12 protein-coding genes are annotated in these 16517 nt (G+C 64.2%); 7 read left to right on the top strand and 5 right to left on the bottom strand.

Annotated features, from left to right (window positions below):
- Positions 1-14 precede the first annotated feature (14 nt).
- From hutC to AC1DPX_RS16365, 5 genes are all read left to right on the top strand, one after another.
- A complete protein-coding gene (gene hutC, locus AC1DPX_RS16385) occupies positions 15-746 on the top strand; it encodes a histidine utilization repressor (RefSeq protein WP_202355602.1) in 732 nt (243 codons plus the stop codon).
- 109 nt (positions 747-855) lie between these two features.
- Positions 856-2154, top strand: coding sequence for a hypothetical protein (locus tag AC1DPX_RS16380; protein WP_477238097.1), 1299 nt, complete (start codon positions 856-858; stop codon positions 2152-2154).
- Positions 2155-2368: 214 nt separating this feature from the next.
- A complete protein-coding gene (locus tag AC1DPX_RS16375) occupies positions 2369-3376 on the top strand; it encodes an ABC transporter substrate-binding protein (protein ID WP_477238271.1) in 1008 nt (335 codons plus the stop codon).
- A gap of 85 nt (positions 3377-3461) precedes the next feature.
- Entirely contained in the window at positions 3462-4268 is an 807-nt protein-coding gene (locus AC1DPX_RS16370; RefSeq protein WP_477238095.1) for an ABC transporter permease, read from the top strand.
- Between the two features lie 10 nt (positions 4269-4278).
- Positions 4279-5061 (top strand): ABC transporter ATP-binding protein, encoded by a 783-nt coding sequence (locus AC1DPX_RS16365; RefSeq protein ID WP_477238093.1) that lies wholly within the window; start codon positions 4279-4281, stop codon positions 5059-5061.
- 188 nt (positions 5062-5249) lie between these two features.
- Here the strand turns inward: AC1DPX_RS16365 and AC1DPX_RS16360 are convergent, their stop codons facing one another.
- Both AC1DPX_RS16360 and AC1DPX_RS16355 read right to left on the bottom strand, forming a co-directional pair.
- Positions 5250-7142 (bottom strand): ABC transporter ATP-binding protein, encoded by a 1893-nt coding sequence (locus AC1DPX_RS16360; protein WP_477238091.1) that lies wholly within the window; start codon positions 7140-7142, stop codon positions 5250-5252.
- The gene (locus AC1DPX_RS16355; protein WP_477238089.1) at positions 7142-9025 is read right to left on the bottom strand and encodes an ABC transporter ATP-binding protein; all 1884 of its coding nucleotides are present in this window, start codon (positions 9023-9025) and stop codon (positions 7142-7144) included. The genes AC1DPX_RS16360 and AC1DPX_RS16355 overlap by 1 nt, the downstream gene beginning before the upstream one ends.
- Before the next feature lie 320 nt (positions 9026-9345).
- On the opposite strand from AC1DPX_RS16355, the gene AC1DPX_RS16350 reads away from it, so the two are divergent.
- Together AC1DPX_RS16350 and AC1DPX_RS16345 are read left to right on the top strand one after the other, a co-directional pair.
- Positions 9346-10692, top strand: coding sequence for an NAD(P)/FAD-dependent oxidoreductase (locus AC1DPX_RS16350; protein WP_477238087.1), 1347 nt, complete (start codon positions 9346-9348; stop codon positions 10690-10692).
- A 215-nt stretch (positions 10693-10907) separates the two neighbouring features.
- Positions 10908-12347: an NAD(P)-dependent oxidoreductase gene (locus tag AC1DPX_RS16345; protein WP_477238086.1), complete on the top strand. Its 1440-nt coding sequence runs from the start codon at positions 10908-10910 to the stop codon at positions 12345-12347.
- A gap of 39 nt (positions 12348-12386) precedes the next feature.
- Here the strand turns inward: AC1DPX_RS16345 and AC1DPX_RS16340 are convergent, their stop codons facing one another.
- The 3 genes from AC1DPX_RS16340 to AC1DPX_RS16330 all read right to left on the bottom strand — a co-directional run bounded on the left by AC1DPX_RS16340 (position 12387) and on the right by AC1DPX_RS16330 (position 16514).
- Positions 12387-13883 carry an HAL/PAL/TAL family ammonia-lyase gene (locus AC1DPX_RS16340; RefSeq protein ID WP_477238084.1) on the bottom strand — a complete coding sequence of 499 codons (1497 nt, stop codon included), beginning with the start codon at positions 13881-13883 and terminating at the stop codon, positions 12387-12389.
- 139 nt (positions 13884-14022) lie between these two features.
- The gene (locus AC1DPX_RS16335) at positions 14023-15126 is read right to left on the bottom strand and encodes an alcohol dehydrogenase family protein (RefSeq protein ID WP_477238082.1); all 1104 of its coding nucleotides are present in this window, start codon (positions 15124-15126) and stop codon (positions 14023-14025) included.
- A gap of 8 nt (positions 15127-15134) precedes the next feature.
- A complete protein-coding gene (locus tag AC1DPX_RS16330; protein ID WP_477238080.1) occupies positions 15135-16514 on the bottom strand; it encodes an aminotransferase in 1380 nt (459 codons plus the stop codon).
- Positions 16515-16517: the final 3 nt, after the last annotated feature.

The following is a 16517-nucleotide window of genomic DNA, read 5'->3' as shown; positions in this document are numbered from 1 at the left end:
GAAAGGATTTTGACATGATCGATTTGCCCGACACGGCGAGCCCCCTTTACGAGAAGGTGAAGGACTACATCCTGACCAACATCGGAACGGGCCGGTGGGGCAAGGATCGCAAGCTGCCGTCCGAGAACGAGCTGGTGGTTTCGCTGGGTGTCTCGCGCATGACGGTCCACCGGGCCTTGCGGGAACTGACCGCGGCGGGATTCCTGATCCGGCTGCAAGGTGTCGGCACCTTCATCGCGCCGCCTCGGCCGCAATCGACCCTGATCGAGATCAACAACATCGCCGCCGAGATTATTGAGCGCGGCAACAGGCATCGCTCCGAAGTCCTCGTGCTGGAAACCATCATGCCGACCAAGGAGCTCGCTTTGTCCTTCGAGTTCCCGAAGCGCGTCTCGATCTATCACTCGGTCGTCGTCAATTTCGAGAACGATCTGCCGGTGCAATTGGAAGAGCGCTTCGTCAATCCGAGCCTGATCCCCGACTATGACAAGCAGGATTTTTCGAAGACGGCGACTTACGACTACCTCATGCAGAAGACCCCGGTGACCGAGGTCGAGCACATCATTTCCGCCATCCCGGCCGACGCAGAGACGGCGCGGCATCTCAACATCGATCTCGGCAGCTGCTGCCTGTTTCTGCACCGCCGCACATGGACTGGCGCGGTCGTCGCCACCATCAGCAAGCTGACCTATGCCGGCAGCCGCTATTCGCTCGGCAGCCGGTATTCCCCCACGAAGACCAACTGATGCCAACAGGGCGACGGTAACTCGCAGAGGTTTTCCTGCAGATGTATATACATGTATTGATAAAAGCGCTTTCACCCTTGATGAACGGATTGGTTGAAAGGGGCGACCGATGACACAGAGCCGCACGGCTGGGATTCGCGCTCTGGCGCAGCACGATGTCGCCGAGGCGCAGCGTGCGCTGGCGGCCTTGCTGGGCGATCTGTTCGGCATGACCGCCAATAACGTCCGCATCAATGTCGACAAATACAGCCTGAATTCGCTGAACGGGTTCTTCGACAGCGACGGCCAGCCCTATTTCTTCAAGTTCCATCAGGAGGAACGCGAGGAGGGCATGACCGGCGAGTATTATCGAGCCGAGATCCTGTCGCGTGCCGGCCTGCCGGTCGACCAGCCAGTCCATATGTCGGCCCAGCCCGGCGAGCAGATCCTTGTCTATCGCCGCCGCACGGATCCGCGATTTTCGGATGTGCTGTTCGCGCTGGATATTGAGGACAATACAGGCAAGCGGCGCGAGGCGGTTCTTGCCGAGCGCGACCTGTCCGCCAGGCTGCTCGAGGTCTATCTCGGGACGCTGCATCCGGTGACCGTCGCGGAGGTCTCGGCTGAGCCGATCCACCGGCTGTTCCATGAACGGCTGATCGACGCCGATACGCGTTTGTCGCCGGGCGGCAGGCTGGCCGATTTCTATATCGGCAAGCCGTTTGTCTTTCCCGGCGTGGAACTCGACTGGGATCGGTTCTCCCGGCTGAAATTCGTCATTAACGGCCGGCCTTACGCCAGCAGCATCGGCGAGCTTTTCGACGCCGCGGCCGCGCGCTTGCGGCCGGATCGGCTTGCCGATGCTGGCGGCGTGGTCGCCCATGGCGACGCCCACAATGCCAATGTCTGGTACACCGAAAAGGCAGGGAAGGCGGAACTCTCCTTCTTCGATCCGGCCTTTGCCGGCTCGCACATCCCGACGCTGCTGGCCGAGGTGAAGGCGACCTTCCACAACATCTTCGCCCACCCATTCTGGCTCTACGATCCGGCCAGYGCGACGGAGAGTTTTCGCGCGCAGGCGCGGCTGGAAGGAAATCTGCTCCATGTCGACACGGACTGGGATTTGAGCGCGGTCCGTCGCGACCTGCTGCAGGTCAAGGCGACCGCTTTGTGGCAGCCTTTGCTGCTCGAACTGAAACGACGCGGCATGCTGCCGGCAGACTGGCGGGCGGTTCTGCGCTCGGGGCTTTTCCTGTCGCCGACCCTGGTCATGAATCTGCGGGCCGGCGCGCGCGGCCACACGCCGGTCTCTTCTCTCATCGCCTTTTCAGTCGCCGTCCTGGTCGGCAGCGAACCCGATGCCGGGGCCGATCGGGTGACGGATTTCCTCGACTTCATCGATCCTGAAAGGGCGGGCGGACGCGCCTGATCACAGGGGAAATAAAGTCATGCCAACTTGTATATGCATGTATGTATTTTAGCCTTGACATCCGCTTCCGCTGACGCTGAAATATCCCTGCACTTCAACCATGAAGTGGTGGGCAAGACGCCGAGGCACAGTGCCGCAAGAGCGGAAACCCGCAGTCTCACCAGACCGGATGCCTGGGTAAAAAAGCGGTCTGATCATCAAGGGGAACTAGATGATGCGTAACCTAGCAGGACAATTTCGCGCGCTCATGATGGCCGCCGCCATTGGGCTCGCTGCCGCGCCCGCGGCCCGCGCGGCCGACGCGGCCATTCCCACGACGCCCGAGGCCGGACCGTTCAAGATCGGCATCGAACCCTGGCTTGGCTACGGCCAGTGGCACGTCGCCGACGCCAAGGGCCTGTTCAAGGCAAACGGCTTGCCGGACGTCCAGATCGTGAATTTCGCCGAGGACAAGGACATCAACGCGGCGCTCGCAAGCGGCCAGCTCGACGCCGCCAACATCGCGACCCACACGGCGATGGGCATGGTGGCGGCCGGCCTGCCGGTGAAGATCGTGCTGCTGCTCGATGTCTCGATGACGGCTGACGCCATCATCGCCGGCAAGGACGTCACCTCCATCGCCGACCTCAAGGGCAAGCAGGTTGCTTTCGAGGAAGGCACGACGAGCGACATCCTGCTCAAATACGCGCTCGCCAAGAACGGCATGTCGATCGACGATGTGAAAGCCGTTCCGATGCCGGCGTCCGACGCCGGCGGCGCGCTGATCGCGGGTCAGGTGCCGGTCGCGGTCACCTACGAACCATACCTCACCGTCGCCATGGCGCAGAACAAGGACGTCAAGCTGCTGTTTTCCGCCGGCGAGGATCCCGGCCTGATCAGCGACGTGCTGGTGGTGCGCGACGAGGTGATCAAGTCGCGGCCCGGCCAGGTGCTGGCGATGATCAAGAGCTGGGACGCCGCACTCAAGGATTACAATTCAGATACGCCCGGGGGCCGCGCCATCATCGCCAAGGCGGTCGGCTCCGACGTCAAGGACCTCAACACCGCTTTCGACGGCGTGCGCTACTACTCGCTCGCCGAAAACAAGACGGCGCTCACCGGTGATTTTACCACCAAGACTTTCGCCGATGTCGAGGCGGCCGCCAAAAACGCCAAGCTGCTGCAGGCGGACGTGACGCCGGAGCAGATGATCGACCCATCCTTCGTCAAGGCGGCGCAATGACAAAGGCCGGATTGCGGTGGTAACGCAGATGCCCGCGGAGCCTCCCGCGAAAACCGGCTTGGGTCATCCCGCGCCAAAGACGGCCATGAAACAGGCGCGACGCCGCCGATCCTCGGGCATCGGCGTGCCCATCGCCAGGACGCGCTTCCTGATGATCGCTGTGGCCGTCTTTGTCGGGCTTGGCCTTGCCTGGTGGGCGGCGACCGGGCTGGAATGGGTGAAGCCCATCTTCCTGCCGTCGCCGGGCAGCGTCGCGACCCAGATCGCCAAGCTCGCCACCGACGGCACGCTGTGGGTGGACCTGACTGCCTCGGCGTACCGCATTTCCGTCGGCTTCCTTATCGCCTCGGCCCTGTCGATCCCGATCGGCGTGCTGATCGGCAGCTTCCGCTCCTGGGAGGCGGCCATCGAGCCGCTGGTCGATTTTATCCGCTACATGCCGGTCGTCGCTTTCGTGCCGCTTTCCATCCTGTGGGCCGGCACCGGTGACACGCAGAAATTCCTGATCATCTTCATCGGCACCTTCTTCCAGCAGGTGCTGATGATCATGGACAATGTGAAACGGGTTCCCGCCGATTTCATCGGCCTTGGCCGCACGCTCGGCCTGCCGGACCGCAAGATCCTGACGCGCATCGTCGTACCCAGCGCCTTGCCCGGCATCTGGGATACGCTGCGCATCAGCCTCGGCTGGGCCTGGACCTGGCTGGTGCTGGCCGAACTTGTCGCGGCGACATCCGGCCTGGGCTATCGCATCACCGTGTCGCAGCGCTATTTCCAGACCAACACCATCATCGGCTACATCCTGCTGCTCGGCGTGCTCGGCCTCATTACCGACCAGGTCATGAAGGCTCTGGAAAAGGTGCTGTTCCGGCAGGATGGCCATTCGCAATGAGGAACCGCCGATGACCGTTCCCAAATTGCGCATCGCCGGTCTCGACAAGAGTTTCGGCACGCGCGAGCGGCGCACGCAGGTGCTGCGCGACATCAACCTCGATCTTGCCGACAGCGAATTCGTCTCCCTTGTCGGCACGTCGGGCTGCGGGAAGAGCACGCTCTTGTCGATCGTCGCCGGACTGCAGGATTTCGATGCCGGCGATCTCAGCATCGATGGCGCGCCGATCCTGCAGCCGGGTCTCGATCGTGGCGTCGTCTTCCAGTCCTACACGTTGCTTCCCTGGCTGACGGCGCGGCAGAACATCGAGTTCGCTCTCAAGGCCGCCGGTTACGATCGCACGGCCTGCCGCGAGATCGCGCTCGAGCACCTCGACCTCGTCAAGCTTTCGCAAAGCGCCGATCGCTATCCGTCCGAACTGTCGGGCGGCATGAAACAGCGCGTCGCCATTGCGCGTGCCCTGTCCTATCGGCCCAAGATGCTGCTGATGGACGAGCCCTTCGGCGCGCTCGATGCCTTGACCCGGCACCAGATGCAGGAACTGCTGACCCAGATCTGGGAGGAACACCGGCTGACCGTCCTGTTCGTCACGCATGACGTGGAGGAGGCGGTCTACCTGTCGGACCGCATCGTCGTCATGGGGATCGGCCCGGGGCGCATCATGCAGACCTTCAATGTCGACATCGAGCGGCCGCGCCGGGAAGAGGTGATGGAAACCCCGGCCTTCATGGATCTGCAGCGCGGCGTGCACAAGGCGATCCGCGAGGCGTCAAGACGTCCCGAGATGGCGTAGCCCCGGGCACTCAACTGTTGCTGACCCAGTGGGAGCCATGCTGACCGCGATCATCCCGCTGATCTCGATTCCCGGATTTCTGTATCTGCGTGCCGAGGACAGCGTGCTGGTCAGCGGCCGCGCCAAGGGATCTCGCAAATAAGTCTTCTCGGGAGGGCAGGGGCGGTTCGAACCCCTACCGGCACCCCTCACGTCGCTTTGCCGACCGCCGCGTCCAGTCCCATCTCTTCCTCGGAAATGTCGTCGAACGAAGCGTAGTTCATGTTGTAGAGGCGCGCGTAGAGGCCTTTCCTCTGCATCAGCTGTTCGTGGTTGCCGCTTTCGACGATCTCGCCATTCTGCAGCACGATGATGCGGTCGGCGCCGCGAATGGTGGCGAGCCGGTGGGCGATGACCAGACCGGTGCGGCCCTCCAGCAAGGTGATCAGCGCCTTCTGGATCAGCATCTCGGTGTAGGAATCGATGCTGGCCGTGGCCTCGTCGAGCACCAGGATCTTGGCGTCGGCCACCAGCGCCCGCGCAAAACTGATCAGCTGGCGCTGGCCGAGCGAAAGGTTGCCGCCGCGCTGCTCGAGTTCGGTGTCGTAGCCATCGGGTAGCTGCTCGATGAAGTCGTGCGCGCCGACGGCCTGTGCCGCGCGCACCACTTCTTTGCGGCTGGCTGCTGTCTTGTGGTAGCGGATGTTTTCCAGCACCGTGCCGGAGAACAGGAACGGCTCCTGCAGCACCATGGCCACCTGGTCGCCGAGCGAATCCTGCGTCAGGTCGCGCACGTCATGCCCGCCGACCAGCACCTCTCCCGACCAGACATCGTAGAAGCGGTGCACCAGCGCCATCGAGCTCGACTTGCCCGACCCGGTCGGGCCGACAAGGGCTACGGTCTCGCCCGGGTTTACGCGGAAGGAGATGTTCTTCAGCACCGGCTGGTTCGGCCGGTAGCCGAAGGTAACGTTCCTGAACTCGACCGAGCCGTCCGTGTCGCGCGACAGCGCCACCGCATTGTCCTTGTCGCTGACATCCACCGGCACGTCGAGCACTTCGGAGATCCGCTGGCCGGAAGCCATGGCGCGCTGCATGACGCTGTACTGCATGGTGAGCGAGCGGATCGGGTCGAAGAAGCGCTGGATGTAGAACAGGAACGCCACCATGACGCCGACGTCGAGGCTGTGCGACAGCACCATCGAGCCGCCGACGACGATGACCGTCGCCATGGCGATGCCGGTCAGCGTGTCGACGATCGGCACCATCACCTGCGCATATTTCGCCGACCGCAGATGGGCGTTGAGGTTGGCCAGCACCTTCTCGTCATAGAGGTCGAAATTGACGTGCTGGCGCTCCAGGCTCTGCACCGTGCGCACGCCATGGATGCCTTCGGCCAGCGCCCCGTTGGCGATGGAGTTGGTCTCGTGCGCGGCCATGAAGGCGACCTTGGCGCGCGGCAGCCAGAACAGCCGCACGATGAACAGCATCGGCATGGTCGACAACGTCAGCAGCCCGAGCCGGAAATCGAGCCAAAGCAGCACTGTGACGATGCCGAACAGAAGCACGATATCGCCCACCGACATCACCGATGTCTCGAGAAATTCCTGCATCGAATTGACGTCGCCCTGCAGGCGCGACATCAGCCGGCCGACCTCGGTCTTGTCCATGAAGCTGAGCGAGACGCGCTGCAGATGGCTGAACATGGCGCGGCGCAGGTCGGAGAGCACGTTCTCCGCCACCTTGCCGACGACGCTTTCCTGCACATGGCTGGCGGCGTAGTTGATGAGGATGATCACGGTGAAGGTGACGATCGCGGAGATCATCACCGAGCGGTCGAGCCTGCCAGGTGCCATGCCGTGGTCGATGGCGTAGCGGATGACCAGCGGGATCGCCAGCTGCGTCAGCGTGAACACCAGCACCGCCGCCACCGAAATGAAGATCCGGCCCTGATAGGGTCTGACGAAACTCCAGATCCGCCTGATGATGCGCGGATCATAGGCCTTGCCGAAAACCTCTTCCTCGTCGCGGTGCGAGCCGACCACCGCCTTGGTCGGCCGCCCGCTCTTGTCGTCCTTCTCGTCGTCGTCCGGCGTCGACATCACGCGGCTCCCTCGAGCCGGTCATCATCCGGCCGCAGCTGCAGGTCGTAGAGCGCACGGTAGCGCCCACCCAGCGCCAGCAGTTCCTCATGCGTGCCGCGCTCGACGATGCGGCCGCCCTCGACGAACAGGATCTGGTCGGCATGCATCAGCGAACTCAGCCGGTGCGAGATGATCAGCGTGACGCGATCCCTGGCGAAGCGCTTCATCGCCGCACGGATGCGCTGTTCGGTGCCGGCATCGATGGCCGCGGTGGAATCGTCGAAGACCAGAACCGATGGCCGCAGCATCAGGCTGCGCGCGATGGTCAGGCGCTGCCGCTGCCCACCGGAAAGCGACGCGCCGCGCTCGCCGACGACCGTGGTGTAACCGGCCGGAAGCCCGATAATGTAGTTGTGCAGCTGCGCATACTCGGCGGCCTGGCCGATGCGGGTCTCGCGCGCCCAGGGATTGCCGTAGGCGATGTTGTTCTCGATCGAGGTGGTGAACAGAAACGCGTCCTGCTGCACCACGCCCACCACTTTGCGCAGAGATTGCAGCGTGACCTTTCGTATGTCCTGGCCGTCGATGGTGATCGCGCCGGAGGTGACATCGTAGAAGCGCGGGATCAGATGCGCGATGGTCGACTTGCCGCTGCCGGGCGGGCCGACAATGCCGATCGTCTCGCCGGGCCTCGCCTCGAAGGAGATGCCGGACAGGGTCGGACGGTCGCCCGCGCCTTCATAGCGGAAGCCGACATTGTCGAAGCGCAGCACGCCCTCGGTGATGACGAGATCCCTGGCATCGGGTGCGTCCTCGATGTCGAGTTCAGCGTCGAGCAGTTCGAACAGCCGCGTGCCGCAGGTCGAGGCGCGCGCGAACGAGTTGACCATCAGGCCGAGCTGGCGCACCGGCATCTGCAGGATGGTCATGAAGGTGAGGAACTGCGCCAATGTACCGACACTGATCTGGCCCGCGATCACCTTCTGGCCGCCGAACCACAGCACCAGCCCCATCGCCGCCAGGAAGGAAAAATTCATGGCGCTGGTGTTGGAGACGCGGATGTCGACGCGCTCATTGGCCAGCTCCAGCGCAGCCTGCTTGGCGCGGTCGAATTTTTTGAGCTCATGGCGCTGCGCCGCGAAGGCGCGCACGACGCGGATGCCGCCGAGATTTTCGTCCATCACCCGGCTCAGTACGGACAGCCGCTCCTGCAGCGTCAACCAGGTGCTGCGCAGCCTGAGCTGGGTCACCGAGGAGCGCCAGGCGACGAATGGCACGAAGCTCAGGCTGAGCAGCCCGAGCACGAGATCAGTACTGATCAGCAGATAGGCGCCGACGCCGATCAGCACGCCGAGCAGCACCACGCGCAATATGCCGGTGGAAAAGAACATGCGCACGCCATCGAGATCGAGCAGCCCGAGCGTGATCAGATCGCCGGTATGGACCTTGTCGTGGTACGAAAAACTCAGGCGCTGGATCTTCTCGTAGAAGGCGAGCCGCAATTCATAGCCGGTCCGGTGGCCGACGGCCTCGCCATAGTAATTTTGCGCCATGGTGAAGAGACCGCGCAGGACGCTGACGACCAGCAGCGTCAGCGCCGTGTGCCATAGTGCCTGTTCCGCGACAGTGCCTCCATTGGCAGCCATCACGCCTTGCGCCTGGTCGATGGCGCGTCCCAGCAGGCGTGGGATGAAAAGCTGCAGCGTCGCGGCGATGAAGGTCGAGATCAGGGTGATGGCGACCTGCCAGGGATGGCGAAGCGTCATGCGCACGATGCGCAGCAAGGTGCTGAGGCCCTTGCCCCAGGAGGCTTCCGCCACATGGGCAAACGATTTGCCGCGCTTCGCCGCGCCGCTGGTTGCATCCGTAGGCAAGGAAAATATCCAGTCCAATCCGGACATTAGCCCGGACGAATGAAGCAGACTCAGTTCTGATCGCGTGATGTTACGCGTGTCCGGCTTGGCCCTTCAAGGGGCCAATGGCGCCATCGCACTGTGCCTGACGGGCGATGCCGGCGTTCGCCGCCTTGCCCTCAAAATTCATGTCATGGCGCCGAGGCGACATCCACTGCCCTAAACAATTTTGTGGCTTTGACGCGCAGATTCTCCAGCGAGACCCAGCCTCGACGGACTATCAGTTCTGTCACGCAGCGCCGACAGTCCACGCAAGCGCCGGTCAGGCAGCGCGGGCTGGCGCGGCTTTAGCAAGAGGTCAGTCTTCCTTGACAAGTTTTCCCTTCACCGAGGCCATGCCGATCCAGTTTCAGGCGCCGCTGCCGAAGGCTTGCGAGGTTGTGGTCATCGGCGGCGGCGTCATCGGCGTCACCACGGCCCTGTTCCTGGCGCGGCGCAACATTTCGGTGACATTGCTGGAGAAGGGCCGCATCGCCGGCGAGCAGTCGTCGCGGAACTGGGGGTGGATCCGGCAGCAGGGTCGCGATGCCGATGAACTGCCGGTTGTCATCGAAGCGCAACGCCTCTGGCGGCAACTGGCCGAGGAGTGCGGCGAGGACATCGGACTGAAGCAGGCCGGCGTTACCTATCTTGCGCGAACGGACAAGGAGATGGCCGGCTTCGCCAAGTTCTTGGAAGTAGCCAAGAGCCACGGCGTCAACACGCGTCTGCTCGACCAGGCAGAGACAGCCAAGTTTATCCCGGCCATGTCGCGCTCTTTCAAGGGCGCAATGACCACCCCATCGGACATGCGCGCCGAGCCCTGGGTCGCGGTGCCGGCACTTGCCCGCCTGGCCGCCCGTGAGGGCGTCACCATCATCGAGAATTGTGCGGCGCGCATGCTCGACATATCGGCCGGACGCATCAGCGGGGTCTGGACCGAGCAGGGCCGTATCGCCACCTCGAACGCTGTCGTGGCAAGTGGTGCCTGGACGTCGCTGTTCCTGCGCGCGCACGGCGTTTCCATTCCGCAGCTCAGCGTCAGGGCGACCGTCGCCGCGACCGGACCCATGCCCGATATCCATGCGGGTGCCGTCGCGGACGACCATATTGCGTTCCGGCGCAGGCAGGATGGCGGCTACACGCTGGCATCCGGAGGCTCCAATCAGCTGTATATCGGGCCTGACGCTTTTCGCCACGCGCGCAAATATGTTCCCGCTCTGATGGCCAATCCTTTTGGCACCCACTATCTGCCAGCGGCACCGCGAGGGTTTCCGGACGGCTGGTCAACGCCACGCAAATGGCACGCGGACGAGGAGAGCCCGTTCGAACGGATGCGCATCCTCAATCCCGCCCCCAAAGCCTCGGCGCTGCGCGATATCGACCGCGAATTCACCGCACTGTTCCCGCAGTTCAAGACGGTGCCGATCAAGGCAAGCTGGGCGGGCATGATCGATGCCATGCCGGATGTCGTGCCGGTCGTTGATCGGGCCGCCGAAATTCCGGGTCTCGTTATCGCCACCGGGATGAGTGGTCACGGCTTCGGCATCGGGCCCGGCATGGGCCGCGTCGTGTCCGACCTCGTCCAGGGAAACGAGATCGGACATGATCTTCGCAGGTTCCGTCAATCCCGCTTCAGCGACGGCAGCCTGATCAAGCTGGGACCCAGCCTCTAGATCGGACTGTCCGGCGTCACGGGCCAAAACATCATCTATGCTTTCAGCCATGGCCATCAGGGCCTCATTGGCGACGCCGTCACCGGCAAGATCGTGTCGCAACTTGCCGCCGGTTTGCCGCCTGTGATCGAGCTGACGCCCTTCCGGGCGGATAGGTTCTGATTGTTCAGGACACCTCCTTGGTGTCGCAGCAGGCCTTGCATGGGGGAAACGACGTGACCGCAAACACCAGCGCACAGGCCTTGGAGCCGATCGACCCGCAAAGCGCCTACGCCGTGCTGATCTGCGATCTGGTCGGCCTGCGCTTCGGACCCGACGGCAAACCTGACCCGAGCGAGGTGCGCGCGCATATCGAGGCCAAGGGCGGCCGCTTCCACCTGTCCGCACTTGGCGACAAAACAGGCCTCGAACGTGGCCGGGTGCATTTCTTCTACCAGCCGGATCTCAGCACAAGCGGCGAGCTGATCCAAGCCGCTGGCGACGGGCGCTATGACGCCGTCATCGCGGCCGCGACCTTCCTGCCCGCCGAGACGGTCTTTGCGCTGGCCGGTGTGCGGATCGGCGCCGGCACCGGCAATATGGGTTCTCGTTCCTGGGGCGGCGGCAGCGGCGAGGGCGGCACCGCCGTGCTGATGAACACGCCGGGCATCAACAGCCGCGCGACGGCGCAGATGGTGATGAAGGCGATCCTGAAAGTGCTGCCGGATCTCCCGGTCGGCTTGCTTCACGACCGGGTGGCGCGCGGCGCTTTCGACACCGGCAGGGAATTGCGTGATTTCCCGACCGAGAAACTCGAAGGCAAGACCATCGCGATCATCGGCTACGGCAATATCGGCAGGGAGGTGGCCAAGCTCGCCCGTGCCTTCGGCATGCGCGTGGTGATCCATGCAAGGCCACGGCACCGCGACTGGATCGAAGCGGAGGGCTTTGCCTTCGCGCCAGACCTTATCGATGCGGCAGAAGGCGCCGATGTGCTCAGCGTCCATGTCGGCCTGGGCAAGCAGGATGCGCAGACCGGCCGCTACGCCAATGCCGGGCTCATCGGCAAGGATGTCCTGTCTCGCATGAACAAGGGCGCGGTGCTGGTCAACTACGATCGCGGCGAGCTTGTCGACGTTGCGGCGCTCGGCGACGCCCTCGATGCCGGGCAGGTGCGCCACGCTGCTATCGACGCCGATCTGTTCAGGAATGTCTCGACCGGCGCTCTTTCAGGCCCGATGCTGCCCTATCTGGACCTCGTCGAAAAGCATGGCGACAAACTCGAACTTCTGCCGCACGCCGCTGCCGATACGGACCATCCCTCACGTGTCGCCGGCGCCAAACAGGCAGTCGACCAGCTGTTCGACGTCATCTGCCGCAAATCGGTGAGCAATGCCAAGGGCACCGTGCCTGCGGATTATCTTTCCCTGGGGGCGACGACGCCCCCAGGCATCGGGCCGGTGACGGCGGATCACCTTCTTAAATTGACCGCCAGCGAATGCTCCGAACTGGCGGATCTCTGCGATCGGCAAAGCCGGTTGTGGAAGGCTTTGGCGGACACGCCGCCAGCAGAACGCGGCAAGGTCGTAGCCGAACAGGGCCAAGAACTCGTCCGGCTGAGCGACCGCTTCTGCCTTCTGGCGGAGGGCCTGAACCTCAGAGGTCCTTACCAATAGGCTCGACCTGGCGCTGGAGCAGGCGGAGGGGGCGCTGGCTCAGCACCGGGGGCCGGCCACGATTCGCGCCATCCGCGTCATGTCGGTGCTCATCTCGCGGTCGTCGTCGAGCGGGCTGACCAGCGCGCGCACGGCGGCGAAGGTGCGCTGCGGCCCTTCGCCCATGCTGTCGACGACGCCGCGCAACTCCACGCCGGTGGCGGCGAAGATCAGCTCCATCGCCACGAGATAGCGCATGCGCTCGATGATCTCGGCGGTCTTGGCCACCACGCGTGGCGCCATCGACGACTGGTCCTCGATACCGTCTGAAACGGCGAGCGGGCTGAGCGACATCGGATTGGCCAGGTGCCGGATCTCGGCTTCCAGCGCCGACAATGGTTTCTGCAGTTCCGCATAGCCTTGGCGGCTGCCGCCTCTCGCCGACAGGAAACGCGGCAGTTCCGCTGTTATCGGCGACATCAGCTTCATGCAGCGGTTGGCCGTTCCGACCGCGCAATGCGCCAGCGCCTGGCCGAGCTGCTCCCAGGCCAGCGTCATTGCCGTCAGGTCGAAATTGCCGTTGGAAATCACCCGTTCGCCTTCCGCCAGGATGACGGGATTGTCGCCGGAATGGGTCAGTTCGATCTCTGTCGCCAGCCGCGCCTGTTCGAACGCATTGAGCAGGCCGCCCCAGACCTGCGGCACGCAGCGATAGCTGAGCGGATCCTGCAGACGACGCGCCGCCTTGTCCTGCCACAGACCGCTGCCCGCCAACTCGGCGCGCAGCCGGGCTCCGATCTCGCGCTGGCCGAAGGCCGGCCGCGCAGCCAGCGCATCCTCGTCGATTGCGGAGAGGGAAGAGCGAAACGCCTCGTAGTTGAGCGCCACGGCAGCCAGCGCCCAGTCGATGAGATGGGCGACGTCCTCGAGGCACAGGCATGCCGTTCCGGTCGACAGGCTGTTGGCGACGATGATGGCATGGCCGTCCTTTTCGCGCAGGTCGAGCGGCTCGAGCCCGGCGAGAGCAAGCGCTTCGGCGGAGGGCATGATCCTGCCCTGGAACTCCGCTTCGCCATCGCCGCGCAGCGACCGCGCCATATGGCCGAGATGGGCAAGGTCGGCCGCGCCGATCGAGCCCCAGGTCGGGATCACCGGATGGACGCCGGCGTTGAGCGCCGCGACGAGGCCCATGACCACGCGCCCAGAGGTGCCGGTGCCGCCGGCGGCCATGCCCGAGATGCGCGCGATCATCATCGCCCGCACCGCCTCGGTCGGCAGCGCCGGTCCGATGCCCATGCTGTGGCTTAGCGGTACGCTGTGCTGGAAGGCGATCAGGTCGGCCTGCGCGAGCGGCGTGTCGACACAGGCGCCGAGGCCCGTGGTGACGCCGTACATCGGTCTGCCAAGTGCGGTGAGATGCTCGATCAGGGCGCGGCTTGCCCGGATGCGGCGCATTGCCTCCTCGCCCAGCATCAGCCGGGCATTGCGCCGTGCGATCTCGGCGACGTCAGCCACGCCGAGCGGCTTGGCATCGAGCAATACTATCCGGGCTGTCATGTCTCGCCTGTATCCTGTGACCAGATGCCCGGACCAGCATTACAACGGGCGTCGCCGTTTGTGACGGCTCGCAGACGCGACTGCAAGCCATTCCCATTGGGGCAGAGGGGAGACGGCGGCCAGAGCGAGGGTCAGGAAACTATGCCGGCCGCTCGGCGATGGCGTCGGGCACCACAACCAGCTTGCCGACAAAATCCTTGGCGACGAAGTCCGCCTGCGCGCGATGAAAATCGGAGAGCCTGTAGACGCCGCCGACCAGCGGCCGGATCTTTTTCGCCTCGATGTAGCCGACGATGCGGCGGAAATCCGCGCGCGTGCCCTGGCTCGAGCCATGCAACTGCAATTGCTTCAGATACATGGTCCTGAGATCGAGCTGGACGACCGGGCCGGCGATCGCGCCGGCAGTGGTGTAGCGGCCTTCGGGCCTGAGAATCCGCAGCAGGTCGTTGAAGATCGCGCCGCCGACAAGGTCGGCCACCACGTCGATCGGCCGGCCGTTGGTCGCCTCGGCCACTGCCTGCGGCAGGTCGGCGACGCCACGGGTGATGACGGCCTCGGCGCCGATGTCGAGCACCGCCTGTTCCTTGCCCTTGCCGACCACGGCATAGGGAATGGCGTCGCGCGCCCGCGCCAGTTGCACGATGCCGGAGCCGACGCCGCCCGAGGCGCCCGTGACCAGCACGCGCTCGCCAGCCTTCAGGCCAGCGCGTTCCAGCATCTGTTCGCCGGTCAGATAGGCGCAGCAGAAGGTGGCGAGCTCGACGTCGCTCATATCCGTGTCGACGACATGCGCATTCTCAGCCGGCACGGTCTGGTACTCGGCATACCCGCCGTCGCGGCCATGGCCCATATAGTCGATGTCGGCGAGTGAATCGTCGTCTCGGTTGTAGATGGAGAAATCGACCATCACCCGTTCGCTGATTCGGTCCGGCGAAACGCCGTCACCGACGGCAACGATGTGGCCAACCGTGTCGGTGCCCTGGATGCGTGGGAAAACAAGCGTGTTTCCCTGCCGCCGCCAGGTCGACACGGCGGCCGCATCCTCTTCCGTGCCATAGGCGCCCTGGCGCACCCAGACATCGGTGTTGTTCATGCCGCAAGCGCTGACCTTGACCAGCACTTCACCAGGTGCGGGCGAAGGCACTTTCACATCGGTGCGGTAGACGAGCTTTTCCGGTCCGCCGTGCCCGGTAAGCAGCACGGCGGCCATGGTGGCGGGGACGGTTCTGGTCATGGCATTCATCGTCGATCTCAGAGATTGGCGAACACGCTTTTCACCGCATCCGCCGTCCTCGAAACGACGATGTCGGCTTCCTCGCGCGTCAGGCAGAGCGGCGGCGCGAATCCCAGAATGTCGCCTTGCGGCATGGCGCGGCCGATGACGCCGCTGGCGGCCAGCGCCGTCGCCACTTGCGGCCCGATCTTCTGCGAGGCGTCGAAGAACACCCGGTCGTCCTTGTCGACGACGAACTCGACCGCCGCCAGCATGCCGTCGCCACGCACGTCGCCGACATTCTTGTGGCCGCCGACGGCCTTGGCGAGCTCCGCGCGGAAATAGGCGCCGGTCTCCCTGGCATTGGTCACCAGATCCATCTCGTCGATCAGTTCGAGATTGGCGACACCGGCGGCAACGCAGATCGGATGCGCCGAATAGGTCCAGCCATGGCCGAGCGAGCCGAGCTTGTCGGATCCCTGCACCAGCACCTGCCAGACCTTGTCGGCGACGATGACACCCGACAGCGGCGCATAGGCCGAGGTAAGGCCCTTGGCGATGGTGATCAGGTCCGGCTTGATGCCGTAATGGTCGGAGCCGAACATGGTGCCCAGCCGGCCAAAGCCCGTCACCACCTCGTCGGCGACCAGCAGCACGTCATACTTGTTCAGCACCGCCTGGATCTTCTCCCAATAGCCGGCGGGCGGCGGCACGATGCCGCCCGTGCCGAGGATCGGCTCGCCGATGAAGGCGGCGACGGTTTCGGGGCCTTCGGCCAGGATCATCTCCTCAAGCTTCTCGACGCAGTGTTGCGAGAACTGCTCCTCGCTCATTGAGCGGTCTGCGCGGCGGAAATAGTAGGGCGCCTCGGTATGCAGAATCGGCTCGCGCGGCAGGTCGAAGGCGTTGTGGAAGAGGTCGAGCCCGGTCAGCGATCCGGTCATCACGCCCGAGCCGTGGTAGCCGCGCCAGCGCGAGATGATCTTCTTCTTCTCCGGCCGGCCCAGCACATTGTTGTAGTACCAGATCAGCTTGATGTTGGTCTCGTTGGCGTCCGAGCCGGAGAGGCCGAAATAGACCCTCGACATGCCCTTGGGCGCGCGGTCGATGATCATCTTGGCCAACGTGATCGAAGCCTCGGTGCCGTGGCCGACATAGGCGTGATAGTAGGCAAGGTTCTTCGCCTGGGTGGCGATGGCATCAGCGATCTTCTGGCGGCCATAGCCGACATTGACGCAATAGAGGCCGGCAAAGGCATCGATGCTCTTCCTGCCATTGTTGTCCCAGACGGTGACGCCTTCACCGCCGGCCATGATGCGGGTCGGGGATTCACCCCGCGCGTGCGTGCCCATATGCGTCGAGGGATGGAAGAAGTGGTCGCGATCCCAGGCGGCGAGTTCGTTGGACTGGTCGAGCATTTT

It is taken from the genome of Mesorhizobium sp. 01N446 (assembly GCF_056399285.1).
This window is presented reverse-complemented; position numbering and strand designations above follow the sequence as displayed.